Source organism: Citrobacter amalonaticus Y19 (assembly GCF_000981805.1).
GTDB lineage: Bacteria > Pseudomonadota > Gammaproteobacteria > Enterobacterales > Enterobacteriaceae > Citrobacter_A > Citrobacter_A amalonaticus_C.
The window spans coordinates 3,221,067-3,237,224 of record NZ_CP011132.1 but is presented as its reverse complement, the minus strand read 5'-3'; the positions used below and the strand labels follow the sequence as shown (position 1 = coordinate 3,237,224).

Genomic DNA, 16,158 nt, shown 5'->3' with positions numbered 1-16,158 from the left:
TTTATTCAGTATAAATTTCTGATGAATGAGTGGGTTACTGTCTGTTCATTGTGTTGAGATGGTGTATGGCATCATTTTTGTCATGCAGGCTCGACGTCCCTTGTGTCGTTCAGTACACTTCATGAGGCTACCCGAATCGCTAATCATAATGATTTCAGTCTGAGTTGTTCGATTTACATGCTGAATCTGAATGACATATACCTGAAAAACACTTCCACATTGTATTTCGAAAGAGTCAGTCACGAATCTAAATCATCCAATTTTGAACAAGCTTATTGTTGTCCAATAATGGACAGTCTAATTCTGCACTGCTCTGCCTGTATCGGTTATTATATTATATCTTTCGATCCTAGATATAATATTTAAGATTTTAAGGCTATTGTGGTGTGTTGTATTCTTCTATGAATGTTGCTTTATCTTCACTTTTTATCTTATCTGTTTGATAAATTGATGGTTGTTAGTGTACTTCATTCAATTCTGGTAGGTCCTGAATGGTTCGCGTTGTGTTTTTTTTATTGATCATGGCAATAATTCCAGGGACATCGCTGGCTGCAGATCAATATACAGAAAATAAGACGTCCTACGAAGGAAAAATATCGTCTGCCTCATCAGCAGAACTTCCTGATTTAGGCAGTGCTGCTACTGAAAAGAGTGAAAAAGAAGAAAGTGGCAACTCTTTTAAAGAACAATCAACAAATTATTTAACAAATTCGGCTACTCAGGGATTTGAAAACCTGACGCCGGAGGCGCTGGAGTCACAGGCTAAAAGTTATTTACAAAATAAAATCACCTCTTCAACACAATCCTATATCGAAGGGTTGATGTCGCCTTATGGCACCGTGCGCACCAATTTATCCATTGATCAGGAAGGTTCTCTGGAAGGGAGTTCTCTGGACTACTTCGTTCCATTATATGACGACCAGGAGACTGTTCTGTTCAGTCAGCTTTCAACCCAGCGTAAAGAAGATCGAACTATCAGCAACGTTGGGATAGGGGTTCGTCACAATGTGGGACGCTGGCTGCTCGGCGCCAATACTTTTTATGATTACGATTTTACCCGCGGTCATCGTCGGTTGGGACTGGGCGTGGAGTCCTGGACCGACTTCCTGCGATTCTCCGGGAACTATTATCACCCGCTCTCTGACTGGAAAAATTCGCCGGATTTTGATTTTTATGAAGAGCGACCAGCTCGCGGATGGGACGCACGCATAGAGTCATGGTTACCCTTCTACCCGCAGTTAGGCGGGAAGCTGGTTTATGAACAGTACTATGGTGATGAGGTTGCGCTTTTTGGTAAGGATAATCTGGAGAAGAATCCACAGGCGGTCACGCTCGAGCTGAACTACACCCCGGTACCGTTAGTCACTTTCAGTACGGATTATAAAGCGGGTACGGGAGACAACACGGATGTCAACGTAGCCGCCACGCTGAATTATCAGTTTGGTACGCCGCTTAAAGCCCAGCTCGATCCGGATAATGTCAAAGTCCAGCGCACACTGGAAGGCAGTCGCCATGATTTCGTCGACCGCAATAATTTTATCGTTCTTGAATACCGCGAAAAAGATCCGCTTGACGTTACGCTGTGGCTAAAAGCCGATATGACCAATGAGCATCCCGAATGCGTGGTTCTCGATACGCCAGAAGCCGGGGTTGGCCTGGAAAAATGTAAGTGGACGATCAACGCGCTGATTAATCACCACTACAAAATCGCGACCGCCTCATGGCAGGCGAAGAATAACGCCAATCGTGTATTGGTCATGCCTGTGGTTAAGGCGAACACGCTGACGGATGGCAATAACAACAGCTGGAACCTGGTATTACCTACGTGGGAAAACGCAGCGACAGAGGCCGAACGTATCGCGTTGAATACCTGGAAAGTGCGAATCACGCTGGAGGATGAAGAAGGTAATAAGCAAAACTCCGGCATTGTAGAGTTGACCGTGCAACCGAACCGAACAATCGAACTGGTTGTTGATACGTTAACTGACGCCGATCTCAGCAAGCATAAACATGAAGCCAGTGCGCAGGCGGATGGTGTCGATGGTGTGGTCATGGCGCTACTGCTAACAGATGCGTACGGCGACGATACCGACAGTAAAGGCAATACGCTGGTGGATGTTGCCATGGCCCCGGAGTTGTACGACAGCAACGACAAAAAGGTCGCACTCTCGACAAAACCCTGCACTAACGAAACACCCTGTGTGTTTATCGCCAGTCGCGATAAACAGGCCGGAACCATCACGCTCTCCAGTACGCAGCCGGGCACTTTCCGCTGGAAGGCGAAAGCAGATGCCTACGACGACAGCAACTATGTGGATATCACTTTTCTGGGTGAAAAAATCGATGACGCCAACGCCATCGTTTATCAGACACGCACCGGTAACCCAGTGAATTTAATTGGGAAAAAGGACGAGCATCTGCCTTTGAGTAGTGCGTATCGATTTATGTTATGGCGCGATAAAAACAAAGATGGCGTTTTTCAGATGTCAGAGCAGCTCAGCGCAGAGGAAATGGCGCAGTACGACTACAAATGGGAGTTTTTCGGCCAAAGCGTCAGCGGTGATACGGGCGCGCAGGCCAATACCGAGAATCAGGATTTGGTGCTTCCCGCAACGAACCGCGAAGCAAAGCAAAAATTTGGCGCCAGCGAAAAAAGCGGTGTCCAGGGGTATGGGATACGTGTCGCGTATCGCAAAAAGTAAAGAGACATTAGCGTGATGGTTAACAAAGGCCAGTCGCTGAGATTCGAAACAAGAGGATATTAATGAAAAAAGTAACAATACAGCGCCTGACCAAAATTGCGTTAGCGCTAACTATCGCCGGATATTGCTCCGCACCGGTCCTGGCTGCAAATAAAACAAGCCGACTGAGCCAGGTGAGTAAAGTGGGCAGCCTGCAATCGGGCAACTGCTGGCAGACGTCTGGCAACACGGGCAGTATTATTGGTACCGTTCCTAAAATTAAACTGCCGGGTGCGGAAGCAACCGACGATGGTCTGCACGTCAAGGTCGCTATTGATCGCGGTAGCCGTACGGCATCGACTGATGGCGATAAACAGTTCCACGTCGGCGATAAAGTGACTGTCTCCTGGGATATCAACGATACAGAAGGTGATACTGATGATGCAACCACCCCTAAAACTAAGGGAAGCATCAAGTGGATGTGTTACAAAGATCAGAGCAAAACCGTAGGGCACACAATTGATAACGATGGCTCGGATTCTTATACCATCAAAGCTGAAGATGAGAACTGTTATATCGGTTTACAGATAACCCCGGAAACAATAACAGGCGATCCTCGCAAGGGTGTGCTGGTCGATATGGCAGACCTGTCCACTGCGGCAGGCGGTGGTAGCGATAGTGATGACATTCCTGAAGGGCCGGTTGTCGATAATGAGGTGATCGTCACGATTTACGACAAGGATGACACCAGCATTAACCTGCTCAAAAACGCCGACGCGAAATTGCATACCGGCCATACCTATAAGGTTAAACTGTGGCGCGATAAGAACGGTAACGGCACGTATGATGATGGTGTGGATACCGATGTTACCAGCTATTATGACTACATGTGGGTGTTCACCGGAGCGAGCGCGACGGCTAGCACTTCTGGCGATTCCAGCGTACAGAACCAGGATCTGGTGATCCCGGTAACCAACGCAGAGGCAAAAGCCAATGTTCTGTCAACGGCAGGCGTAGATGGCGTACAGGGCAACACCCTGGCCGTTAAATACAAACGTAAATAATTTTTCTCTTCACATGCCATTCCCTACGGGGAATGGCATTTTTTGTAGGCGCTGTTTTTGCTCAACGGAAGGGTTGAGCAAAAATAACGCAAGCAGGTGGTAAAGCGGGAATTATCTATGTGTAGATACCGGAAAGTGAGAAAGATAGTGGCGCTGCTGTCATTGCTGGCAGTCGCTTCCGGCATACCAGTGTTTTCCGCCCAGGGCGCGCCAACAAGCGGGGCCTGGCAGGTAACGCAAACGTCTACGGGCGAAGTGGAAGGCACTAGCCCACAGGCTGACAGCGCGACAATCGCGGTTTATCAGGGCAGCGTACAGCTGGATCCTGCCAAAACGCACACGATTCCGTACAGCGCAACGCCCGGTGATTTCAGTGCGGATGCTGCTCCTGACCGCCTGATCCTGACCAATCCCACAGATACCGAAGGCGACCTATTTGCCGCACCGCCGGAGTTGCAGTGGGAGAACCAGCAGGTCCCCGGTGCAGAGCTGGTATGGGCCGATATTGCTACGCCGGATACGCCACTTGACCCACAGCCGGTGGTCGATAAATCATTTTGCGCTCAGAACCTGGCCGGACGTCATTTAGTGGTATGGCCGCAGGTGGTTTCGTCCACAGCGCCGCCGCTGTATCTCTCCACCCTCACCGGTACGCCCACCACGGGTACAGTAACGTTGCAGGATAAACGGGTGGCGATAGATATCGCCCCTGCGGAAAACGATCCACTGGCGGTCAGCGCCAGTCAGTATGACGGCACGCTGAAAGCGGCAAAAGTTAAAGTGGGAGAGACGATTACCCTCACCATCACCACGCATGACTGTGCCGGAAATGCGCAGGGTAATGTGGCTTTTGTGATTACCCGAAGTGATGCTATAGGACGGCAGGGAGACGTAAACAACAGCGCACCGGTACAGGTCGGCAGTACGGAACTGACTACCACCGACACCGCATATCATGGTGTCACTGACGCCAGCGGAACGGCGACAGTTACCGTTACACAGAACAACGGGCCAGGGGTGAAAACCACGCTGAAGGTCAAACCTTCGGAATACAGCACGCTGGAAGAGGACGTGAATGTGATTTTCACTACCCTCACCAGCCCGGACAGCGATAAGGCCGCGATGTGGGGCCATATGGCGGAGAGTACCACGGTCGGCGATTTTACCTATAGCCGACCTAAGCTGTTGGGGGAAACCTCCGGCACGAACGGCACGGTGACCGACCATAACGAAGTGTGGGCGCTGTTTGACTGGAACAGTGCTAATAGCCACTGCAACACCCTGTTGCCAGATCTTAAGCGACTGGTTGCGCTGGATGCATTTCAGGGTACGCAAACCGTTCAGGATACGCTGGGCTGGCCGATACAAGGGGATTATTACTGGTCGAGTTCAGCCGGGGATCCTGGCCTGCACTTCGCGGTGGATATGCATGGTGAGGATAGTACCACCAGCAGTGACAGCGAGCACTATCTGGTAAGTTGTGTGGATCATGCTATGCCAGAGGCTATACCCAAATTGACCCTTACGGCGGATCATTTCGACACCGACCTGGGTGCCTCGAAAGTGATGACCAGCGAATCAATCACCATGACGGTGGCGATAACCGACAGTGCGACCGGAGAGCCGCTACCGTATACCTACTACACCCTGCAGTTAGGTGCGGCGCAAAACCGCGCCAAAGAAACCAGCGCGGCGTGGGAAAATTCGCCGGTAGTGATTACGGGTGAACACATTCAGGCCAGCGATTCACACTTTTATGAGGGGGTCACGGATGCCAATGGCGAAGCCTCCGTCGTACTGACCCAACCGCAGGGGGAGGGTGTTCGCACTACCGTCACCGCCGGAATGCGTGAGGGGTACACCACCGAAGACAGCAAAGATGTGATTTTTACCGTCATCACCAGCCCGGATAGTGATAAAGCCCGGATGTGGGGCCATATGAAAGAGGGGGCCACGGCAGATGGGAATCTGTTTATTCGCCCGCTGCTGTCGGAGGAGTCCAGCAACGAAACGGGTAATTATCGGGAAAACAACGAGGATTGGGCGACATTTGCTCAATTCAATCAGGCGGTAACCCAGTGTGGTGACGGGCAGTTACCGTCTGCGAGTTCGCTGGAAAAACTGTATGCCGGACACAGTTCAAACCAGATAGTGACGGATCTGGGTTGGCCAACGGAGGGCTACAGCTATCTGGCGGCAGATACGGACGGCACCACTTACCACAACGTCAGCCTGAAAAACGGCGATCAGGGTAATTTTACCGGCAGCGCGCCAAACTATCTGAGCTGTGCAGCCACGGATCTGGTGGCGCAACTTCAGGTGACAACCAACGGCGACGCCACTCAACGGCTGGCGAAAGCGAAAGTGGGCGAAACCGTCATCTTAATGGTGCAGACCACCAACGCAGTCAACGGCCTGCCAGCGCCTAATGTGGCGTTCACGGTGGCGTCTTCAGCGCCCACAAACCGTCAGGGCAGCGCCACTGGTTTTTCAGCGGGCGGCCCGCTGATCGTCAACGGGCAGTCATTGGGTACCACTGGCATCACGACCGGAACGTATCAGGGCGTTACAGATGACCAGGGACAGGCGCAACTGGTGATTGAGCAACCAAATGGGACGGGGCTGAAAACGCCGCTGACCATCAAACCGGTGGACTCACGGGTGGCCAGCGCCATCAACTACGACGTGATTTTTACCGTTCCCACCAGCCCGGACAGCGACAGCGCCCACATGTGGGGACACATGGATGAGGTTATTACGGTAGGTAACGATACTTTTTATCGCCCGAAGCTGAAAGACGAATTTCCCTCTGCTCCCACCGTATCCAATGAGGAAGCCAACGAAACCTGGGGCCGACTGGATTACTCCAAAATCAATAATAAAGCGGTCGGTGGGTGTGATACCGACCACTTACCGACTTCCGACCAGCTCTCTTCGCTCTATAACGCTAATAAAAGCGGGACAATGAATAGCGTACACGGCTGGCCGGTCAACTATGGTTATCTGTCATCGACGAAGGGAACGGGAACCTCTACATCCTGGAACACGGTTGCTATGAACAATGGGACGGTGAGTGTGGTGCCTGCTACTTACGCAGGTTATTTTAGCTGCCTGAAAAACCCTAACCTTACGCCGACGCAATTAACTATTCAGACGCTGGATGAGGCGCAATGGTTTGACTCGCTTAAGGCGGCAAAGGCGCAAAAAGGCGACACGCTGCAATTAAAAATCACTACCAAAGATGCTGCCGGAACTCCCGTACCGAGCACACCTGTTGTTATCTCTCGCGGCGACGATTACAACCGTCAGAATGCCAGACTGAGTACCCCTTCACCGATGGTAATTAATGGTCAAACATTGTCCAGCACATCGTCTGTGCTGAATGGAGTAACCGGTGCGGACGGTACTCTGATGTTGACGGTGACGCGCGAAAATACTGCAGGAACGAAAGCGGCGATCGTTGCAAAGCTGTTTGCTAACACCAGCGTCACGGCCAGTATGGATACTATTTTTACCGTCGTGACCAGCCCGGACTCCGCGAAAGCGGTATACTGGGGTCATATGCCTGAAACACTCACGGCTACGGATGGCACAGTATTCAAGCGGCCGTTGTTGTTGGATGAGCTGTCGCAAAAGAGCGGTATTCTCAGCAACCTGGAAAATAACGAAACGTGGGCGCTATTTAACTGGACTCAGGCGCAAAACAGCAGCGCCGGCGGGTGTGGTGATACCTACACTCCCCTCCAGGCCGCGCTGGATTCGCTTTATAATGCCAATTCGGGCGGCGCTATCAGCAGTATTCAGGGGTGGCCGACAGGCAGGAACTACTGGAGTAGTACTGCGGATGATAATCAGCAGGGCAGTCGTTATTATAAATCGGTAAATTTGAAAACCGATGCCAGCATTGGTGAAGTGGTCTCTCAGTCGCGACTGCTTACCTGTCGGAGCCAGCCCAGCGCCAAAGCCAGCCAGATAGATATATCGTCCGCCCAATATATCGACGCCCTGGCTGCGACCAGAGCGCCAAAAGGTAGCAAAATTACGCTACAGGTGACCAGCAAAGATGCGCAGGGGAATCCGGTACCTAATACGGCCTTTACCCTGACTCGCGATACCAGCGCGATTCGTGCTGGCACCCCTAATACGGGTTCGGCCTCTTACTTAATGGTTGGCTACACAGGTGGACAAAGTACATCAATGCAGTCAACTGCCAATAAATTCTTCGGGGTGACCGATAATAACGGCCAGGCGCAACTGGATGTTTCTCAGGATAACTCCCCTGGTCTGAAAACCACGTTGACCGCGACGCAGGATGATAACACTGCCGTGAAGACGTCGATGCCGGTCATTTTTAGCGTCATCACCAGTCCGGACTCCGCCAAAGCGCAATTCTGGGGCCACATGCCGGAAACCCTGACGGCAGCGAACGGCATGGTCTTTAAACGCCCAAGACTGTTCGATGAATTACCGCAAACCAGCGGTTTCGCGAGTGTATCAACAGGCGGTGAAAAGTGGGTGACGTTCAAATATGCGCAGGCTCAGGATGCCAACGCGGGCGGATGCGGCGATGACTATATTCCCGAGCAGAGTAACCTGGATTCTCTCTATAGCGTCTGGCCCAATGGCGCCATCACCAGTGATCAGGGATGGCCGACAGTTGCGACCTACTGGAGTAGTACCGCTGATAGTACGGCCGGGAACACGCGTAATTACCAGGGGGTGAATATGAGCACCGACGCCAGCAGCAAAACGCCGGCCACGCAGACGTTAATGCTGACCTGCCAGAGCCAGAAAAGGATTTTTGCCGGCCAACTGGTACTGTCATCAGCGCAGTATGTTGACACGCTCAGCGCCGCCAAAGCAGTACAAGGCAGCAAAATTACGATGCTGGTGACGACCAATGACGAACAGGGGAATCCGGTACCCAATACGGCCTTTAGTTTGGCGCATAATATCAGCACCAATCGTGTGGGGGCGACAAATACGTCAACGGCATCTAATCTCTACGTCACCCCCTCTGGCGGGCAAACCCAATTGATGACGTCATCGAGTAGATTTTACTTCGTCACGGACAATAGCGGCCATCTACAGCTGGAGATTGCCCAGGACAACACGGTTGGGTTAAAAACCCCGCTGGTGGCCATGCTTGATCACGACAATACGGTGGTGCAGGACATGCCAGTGATTTTTACTGTCATCACCAGCCCGGACAGCGACAAAGCGCAATACTGGGGGCACATGCCGGAAACCTTTACCGCCAGTAATGGTGTGGAATATCAGCGTCCGCTGTTGTATGACGAATACCCGGTCTCTGTGGGGGTGAGTAGCTATACTACGGCGGGAGAAAAATGGCCGTTGGCGACGCCGGCCACAATGGATTCGGGTGCCTGTACCCGGAATCAAATGCCGTTGCTGAGCGATCTTCAGGCGTTGTATGTCGATCACTCTGGGGGCAGTATCACGACAACTTTAGGTTGGCCAACAGTTTATGCCTGGTGGGCAGGAGATCAGAAAGTGGTGGGTGCTTCGCAACTGAACGATCAATATGTGAACATGAGGACAGGTGTGGTGGGATCGACAGCTTCAACCACAATGGCGAACACGCAGGTATGTCTGACGAAACCACGCGGAAAAACAGGCAACGGTGGTAGGTCTGAATGAAAAAGCGGCTGTGACGGTGGCTGTAACGGACATCTCCGAACAACCGCTGTCCGGTGAAGTAATGCTTAAAGGCGGCCTTCAACGGCCGCCTGTTCATGATGTTGTTCCCAGCTTCCTGAATTGACGTCGATCGCGCAAGGCGGTGTAAACAAACGCAATAATAAAAATAATCGTAAACAGCACCACGATAGTGGGGGCAGGGGCGCTGTCGATAAAAAACGACAGGTAAACGCCCAGAAATGAAGTGACTACCGACAGCCCCGTTGCCAGCAGCAGTGCGTGGGCAAAGCGTCGGGTGAGTAAAATGGCAATGGCGCCAGGGGCAATCAATAAAGAGATCGACAAAATGATCCCCACCGATTTCAGCGTGGCGACGATGGTCAGCGCAATCATGCACAGCAGTCCGTAGTGCAGCAACGTGGTGTTCAGGCCGCTGGCTCTGGCCTGATTCGGATCAAAAGCATGAAGCAATAAATCTTTCCATTTCAGACTGATAATCAGCGCAATTCCCAGCGCAATCAGTGCCGTTTGTGCAATATCGGTAAGCGAAACGCCCAGCATGTCGCCAAATAAGATATGGTCAAGATGGACCTCTGACTGAATAGAAACGTACAGCACCAGTCCGGCACCAAACATCCCTGAGAAGACGATCCCCATAATGGTGTCGCGTTTGATGCGGCTGTTGTCATCGAGATATCCCGTCGCGACAGCACAGAACAGACCGGCGATAAACGCGCCAATCGCCAGCGGAATACCGACGATATACGCCAGCACAATCCCCGGAAAAACTGCATGGCTCATGGCATCGCCCATCAGTGCCCAGCCTTTCAGCACCAGAAATACCGACAGTAGCGCACAGGGAACCGCGACAATGGTGGAAACGGAAAGCGCATTCACCATAAAGTCGAACTGAAAAGGTTCCAGCAGGGTGGTCAGGAACATGACGGCTCCTTACGGCGTGCCCGACGACGGTTCGCCAACAGGCCGTGTTTGGGGGCGAAAACGAACGCCAACAGGAACAGCAGCGTTTGCAGCACCACGATGATCCCGCCGGTCGCGCCGTCCAGCCAGTAGCTGAGCCAGGCACCGAAGAAACTGGTCACACTGCCGATGGCAACGGCAATGATAAGAAGGCGCGGAAAGCGATCGGTCAGCAGCCAGGCGGTGGCACCGGGCGTCACGACCAGGCAGATCACCAGAAATGCGCCCACAGTTTGTAGCGCGGCCACGGTGGACACTGACAACAGGGTGAAAAACAGTAGCTTCAGACGACCCGGATTCAGGCCAATCGAGCGGGCGTGGTTCTCATCAAAAAAAGTCACCATCAGATCCTTCCACTTCAGCAGCAGGATGAGCAGGGAAACCACGCCGATAATCGCCAGTTGCACAATGTCTTCCGGCGCGATGGCCAGCACGTTGCCGAGAATGATGGTCTGAATATTCACCGACATCGGGTTGAGCGACACCATAAACAGCCCGATGCCAAAGAATGACGAGAAGATCAGGCCAATAATGGCATCTTCTTTCAGCCGCGAGCGCTGGTTCAGAAACAGCATGCTGCCCGCCGCCAGACCGCCGGAGAGGAAGGCCCCGAGCGAAAAGGGTAAGCCGAGCATGTAGGCACCGGCAACGCCCGGCACGATGGAATGCGACAGCGCATCGCCAATCAGCGACCAGCCTTTGAGCATCAAATAGCAGGAGAGAAAGGCGCACAGGCCGCCAACCATCGCTGACACCCACATCGCGTTGAGCATGTACTGATAGCCAAAGGGTTCCGTCAGCCAGTTCATGATGGCTCTCCGCCGCCTGCCGTACGCCGGGAGATAAACGGACGTTCGTCGTCGGTAATGATGTGTTCTTCGCCGCCGCTGAGCGCGACGTGGCGCAATACGCCGCTGAACGCCAGCTCAAGGTTTTCGGCGGTAAAGGTCGTATCGGTTGGGCCGCTTGCCAGCACGGTGCCTTTGATCATCACCGTATAATCACAGAATTCGGTGACTGACCCGAGATTGTGGGTGGAAACCAGCATGGTGCGCCCCTCATCGCGTAACTCGCGTAACAGCGCAATAATGCGGGCTTCAGTTTTGACGTCGACACCGGTAAAGGGCTCATCCAGCAGAATCACCTGGCCGTTCTGGGCGATGGCTCTGGCAAGAAAGACGCGTTTTTTCTGCCCGCCGGAAAGCTCGCCAATCTGGCGGTGACGGTATTCCAGCATGTCCACCCGCGCCAGCGCAGCGTCGACGCTTGCTCTGTCCGCTGCCTTCGGGCGACGCAACCAGCCCATATGCCCGTAGCGACCCATCATCACCACATCTTCTACCAGCACCGGAAATGACCAGTCGACCTCTTCTGACTGCGGCACGTAAGCAATCAGATTCTGCTTCAGCGCGTTATTCACCGGCTGTTGCAGGATGGAAATTTCGCCCTCCGCCAGACGGACAAAGCCCATTAACGCCTTGAACAACGTCGATTTTCCCGATCCGTTAACCCCTACCAGCGCGGCAATAGAGCCGCCGGGCACCTGAAAGGTGGCATCGCGTAGCGCGGTATGGCCATTGCGATACGTCACCGTCACCTGATTTACGGTAATCGCCGATTGACTCATTTCTGGTTCCTCAGACCGTCGTTAATGCCGCTGACGATGGTCTCGGTGGTGACCCGCAACAGGTCGAGATAGGTGGGCACGGGGCCATCGGCGGCGCTCAGCGAGTCGACATACAGCACGCCGCCGTAATGGGCGCCGGACTCCCGGGCGACCTGACGGGCCGGTTTGTCGGACACGGTGCTTTCGCTGAACACGGTGGGGATCTGATGTTGTCTTATCGCATCGATCACTTTGCGTACCTGTCTCGGCGTTCCCTGCTGATCGGCATTGATCGGCCAGAGGTACAGCTCTTGCAGATCGTTATCGCGGGTAAGGTAGGAGAACGCCCCTTCACTGGTCACCAGCCAGCGTTTATCGGCAGGGATTTTTGCCAGCGCGGCCTGGAGGGGGGCCAGCGTCTGGCGAATTTGTGCTTTATAACGTTCGGCATTTTTCTGGTAAATCGCGGCGTTATCCGGATCGTATTTCGCCAGCGCGTCGCGAATATTGTCGACGTAAATCATCGCGTTTTCTGCCGACATCCAGGCGTGAGGGTTAGGTTTTCCGTTATACGGGCCTTCACTGATCCCCATCGGTTTTACCCCGTCAGACACCGTCACGTCCGGTACGCCCGACAAATTCTGATAGAAGCGGGCAAACCACAGTTCCAGATTCAGGCCGTTAGAGAGGATCAGTTGCGCCCCCTGTGCCCGCTTAATGTCGCCCGGAGTGGGTTGATACTCATGAATTTCCGCACCGGGTTTGGTTATCGAACTGACATTTGCCGCCTCGCCCGCCACGTTTTGCGCCATATCGGCAATGATCGTGAAGGTAGTAACGACATTGAGTTTCTCTTTGGCGTAAGCCGGTGACAGCGCGAAGATGACCAGTACAGCAGCCAGCAGAGACGACGTCAGACGGGGGAGATGTGACATAGTATCCCTCATAAAAAAAGTGGTTAATTATTCATCGAATATAGCCTTTGCTATGTTATATAGCACAAGGCATATATAAAGATAGTGTTAAATGAAAATAATTCTTATTTGGGTGTGGTGGGGATGTCACCTTCGGGTGATAGTGTCGCGAGAATTTAAGTTGTAGAATAAATGCACCTTAATGTTGTGGAGGGCGCATCATGTCCGGCAAGCGTATCGCTCGCGAAAAACTGACGATTAAAAAGATGATCGCGCTGTACGAGAGCCAGTGTCCACAGGCATCTGATGAGCCAGAACACTACGACGCGCTGTTCGCTTATGCGCAAAAGCGTCTGGATAAGTGCGTCTTTGGCGAAGAGAAACCAGCCTGTAAACAGTGTCCGGTGCACTGTTATCAGCCTGCGAAACGTGAAGAGATGAAGCAGATCATGCGCTGGGCGGGGCCGAGAATGCTCTGGCGTCATCCGATCCTGACCGTTCGTCATCTCATCGACGATAAACGTCCCGTGCCGGAATTACCGGAAAAATATCAGCGCAAGAAGTAGGGCGTGGGTAAGCCCGACAGCATGACGCCATCGGGCACCTGAATTACGCTTTGGTGGCAATCAGAATCGCTGAGGCTTTAATCAGCGCGATCACGCGGCTGCCCTGGCTCAGTTTCATCTCTTGCTGACTTTCATTGGTGACGACGGCCACAATCTCAAATCCGGCGTCGGTTTTGATGTGGACAGTGGCATTGACCGCGCCCTCGGTGACCTGAGAAACGCTACCAGCGAACTGGTTGCGGGCTGAAAATTTCAGACCACAGTCTTCTGTTGCCAGGGTAACCCACGGCGCTTTGATCAGCGCAATGGCATCTTTGCCTTTCACCAGCCCCAGCGCCTGCTGGCTGCTGTGGGTGACGATGGCGACCAGTTTCGCACCGCCAGCCAGCGTCAGCTCCACTTCGTCATTCACTGCTCCTGTTGCGACTGCGCTAACCGTACCCGTTAATTGATTACGTGCTGATACCGCCATGTTGCCTCCTTTTGTTTATGTTCCACAGAGTATAGCCTGAACGGCTTACACTAATGCATCCTTATCAATACCTAAGCGCTTCATGCGTGACAGCAGCGTTGTGCGCTTGAGTCCGAGACGCTGAGCCGCCCCTTTCGGACCCGCGACCACGCCGTTGGTCTCTTTCAGCACCCGCATGATGAGCTGATACTCGTCCTCGCCTTCCTGTGCGACTTCCGTCGCGACAGGCGGTACGTCAGGCGAGAGCATGCCGACATCCGGCAGCGAGAGTTGCAGTACGCTTCCCCGCGTCAGCAAAACGGCGCGCTCAACCACGTTTTCCAGTTCACGCACGTTGCCAGGCCACTCCATATTGCTGAGGATGCGCAGGGTTTCCGCCGGGATACTGTCGATGTTACGTCCCAGCCGTCGGGCGATTTTAAAGGTGAACGCTTTCACCAGCAGAGGGATATCCTCCGGGCGTTCGCGCAGCGGCGGAAGCTGGATCGGAAAGACGTTAAGGCGATAGTAGAGATCGCTGCGAAATTCGCGATCCTCAACCATTTTTTTCAGATCGCGGTTGGTGGCGGCGATCAGACGCACGTCGGTCTGGATCAGCTTGTTGCTGCCCAAACGCTCAAATTCCTGTTCCTGTAAGACGCGCAGAAGCTTCGGCTGTAGTTCCAGCGGCATGTCACCCACTTCATCCAGGAATAATGAACTTTTATCCGCCAGTTCAAAGCGGCCAATGCGCTGCGCGCTGGCACCGGTGAAGGCGCCGCGCTCGTGGCCGAACAGATCGCTTTCCAGCAGTCCGGCGGGCATGGCGGCACAGTTCATCTTCACCATCCGGCGCGCGTTACGCCCGCTCAGATTGTGGATCGCGCGGGCAATAAGCTCTTTCCCCGTGCCGGTTTCCCCAAGGATCAGCACGGTACTGTCGCTCTGCGCCACCATCTCGACCTGCTTGAGTACGCTGTACATCGCCTCGCTGCGCCCGATGATTTCGCCAAACTCGCTATCGACATTATTGAGCTGTTCGGTGAGCGCCAGGTTTTCATCCACCAGTCGTTCTTTCAGTCGATGGATTTCCTGATAGGCGAGGGCGTTATCCACGGCGATGGCGATGCGCCCGGCAATCTGGCGCAGCAGGTTCAGGTTGGCGGTGGTGAACACTTTTTCTTCACACTGCGCCAGCTTGAGCACGCCGAGCATGGTGTTGCCCGACATCAGCGGCAGCAGGCACAGCGTCTGGATCTGGTTGCCCCATGTATCGAACAGCATGCGTTCATACGGGGCCAGCGCATCCCGTTCGTTCAGGTTAATCAGCAGCATCTCTTTGCTTTTAAACACCCGCTCCGTCAGGGTGCCGGCTTCATCCACTTCGCTCTGTTCGTGCGCCGGATGGCTTTCATCGAGGTAGTGGGTGGAGTAGATGCTGAGCTTATTTTTACGGCGGCTGCGCAGGACAATGCTGATGTCGTCGATGTTGAAATAGTGGTGGATCTCTTTGGCGACTTCGCTGACCAGTTCATCCATGTCGAGTCGGGAGAGCACGGCGTTGGTGATGGCGACCAGAATGCGAAAGTTGTCGCGTTCGCGGCACAAGAGATCGTAATCGACGTTGTTCGTGACCCGGCACTGAATTTGCTCCGCCACCACGCCAACGATCTGCGTGAAGGTTTGCAGACGCTCGTACTCTTTTTCGCTCCAGGGGCGGTCTTCATTGCGGATGAACTCACAGCCGCCGAAAATGCGCCCATCCGCCGCCAGCGGCAGCAGGCAGTAGTGACCAAAGGGCGTGTAAAGCCCGCCGCTGGCCAGTTGCGGCCAGGTTTCCGTAAATTCGTGATAATTGCAGTGCAGGGCATCGGGGCGAGAGAGAATACGGCGGACCGGGCCGTGGGCCAGCACGGTTTCGTCTTCGTAGACGACGGGTTTGCCGTTATCGCGCGTAGCGTAATACGACGCGCGCTGCGTTTGCGCTTGCCACAGTATAATTGCCGCGCTGTCGGCAAGCGCTGAGCGCTTTACCAGTTGCGAGAGCGCCTCACTCAGCGATTGCAGGTCGGCCTGCTGTAACAATGTGCGAGTGATGTCGAACAATCCTTGCTGCCCGAGATCGCTCATCGGTGTATACGACATATTGCTTTTCCAGGAAAGTACCGCAGTGCGGTGCGAAAAAGAAACTAAATTATAGATAGATATACTCGACTTCCGCCGGATGGCGGCAA

General features: G+C 53.5%; 10 protein-coding genes. 4 read left to right on the top strand and 6 right to left on the bottom strand.

Features of this window, described 5'->3' with window-relative positions; genetic code table 11:
- The first annotated feature begins 491 nt into the window (after positions 1 to 491).
- The 3 genes from sinH to F384_RS14885 all read left to right on the top strand — a co-directional run bounded on the left by sinH (position 492) and on the right by F384_RS14885 (position 9,406).
- Complete coding sequence (sinH, locus tag F384_RS14895; RefSeq protein WP_046486440.1) at positions 492 to 2,702, top strand: intimin-like inverse autotransporter SinH; 2,211 nt, start codon at positions 492 to 494, stop codon at positions 2,700 to 2,702.
- A gap of 62 nt (positions 2,703 to 2,764) precedes the next feature.
- Positions 2,765 to 3,745, top strand: coding sequence for a SinI family autotransporter-associated protein (locus F384_RS14890; protein WP_046486438.1), 981 nt, complete (start codon positions 2,765 to 2,767; stop codon positions 3,743 to 3,745).
- Positions 3,746 to 3,862: 117 nt separating this feature from the next.
- Positions 3,863 to 9,406, top strand: coding sequence for an adhesion domain-containing protein (locus F384_RS14885; protein ID WP_080949954.1), 5,544 nt, complete (start codon positions 3,863 to 3,865; stop codon positions 9,404 to 9,406).
- A 93-nt stretch (positions 9,407 to 9,499) separates the two neighbouring features.
- Here the strand turns inward: F384_RS14885 and sitD are convergent, their stop codons facing one another.
- The 4 genes from sitD to F384_RS14865 are packed head-to-tail and all read right to left on the bottom strand — an operon-like array spanning position 9,500 to position 12,928.
- Positions 9,500 to 10,348 (bottom strand): iron/manganese ABC transporter permease subunit SitD, encoded by an 849-nt coding sequence (gene sitD, locus F384_RS14880; protein WP_046486436.1) that lies wholly within the window; start codon positions 10,346 to 10,348, stop codon positions 9,500 to 9,502.
- Entirely contained in the window at positions 10,339 to 11,196 is an 858-nt protein-coding gene (gene sitC / locus F384_RS14875) for an iron/manganese ABC transporter permease subunit SitC (protein ID WP_046486433.1), read from the bottom strand. The genes sitD and sitC overlap by 10 nt, the downstream gene beginning before the upstream one ends.
- Complete coding sequence (gene sitB, locus F384_RS14870) at positions 11,193 to 12,014, bottom strand: iron/manganese ABC transporter ATP-binding protein SitB (RefSeq protein ID WP_046486432.1); 822 nt, start codon at positions 12,012 to 12,014, stop codon at positions 11,193 to 11,195. The genes sitC and sitB overlap by 4 nt, the downstream gene beginning before the upstream one ends.
- Complete coding sequence (locus F384_RS14865; protein ID WP_046486430.1) at positions 12,011 to 12,928, bottom strand: metal ABC transporter substrate-binding protein; 918 nt, start codon at positions 12,926 to 12,928, stop codon at positions 12,011 to 12,013. Before F384_RS14865 ends, sitB begins: the two co-directional genes overlap by 4 nt.
- A 200-nt stretch (positions 12,929 to 13,128) precedes the next feature.
- Here F384_RS14865 and F384_RS14860 point away from each other — a divergent pair, with 200 nt between their 5' ends.
- On the top strand, positions 13,129 to 13,473 hold the full coding sequence (locus F384_RS14860) for a nitrous oxide-stimulated promoter family protein (RefSeq protein ID WP_046486428.1): 345 nt from the start codon (positions 13,129 to 13,131) through the stop codon (positions 13,471 to 13,473).
- A gap of 43 nt (positions 13,474 to 13,516) precedes the next feature.
- Here F384_RS14860 and F384_RS14855 read toward each other — a convergent pair whose 3' ends face one another.
- On the bottom strand, positions 13,517 to 13,945 hold the full coding sequence (locus F384_RS14855; protein ID WP_046486426.1) for a TOBE domain-containing protein: 429 nt from the start codon (positions 13,943 to 13,945) through the stop codon (positions 13,517 to 13,519).
- A 45-nt stretch (positions 13,946 to 13,990) separates the two neighbouring features.
- The gene (gene flhA, locus F384_RS14850; protein WP_046486424.1) at positions 13,991 to 16,069 is read right to left on the bottom strand and encodes a formate hydrogenlyase transcriptional activator FlhA; all 2,079 of its coding nucleotides are present in this window, start codon (positions 16,067 to 16,069) and stop codon (positions 13,991 to 13,993) included.
- Between the last annotated feature and the right edge of the window lie 89 nt (positions 16,070 to 16,158).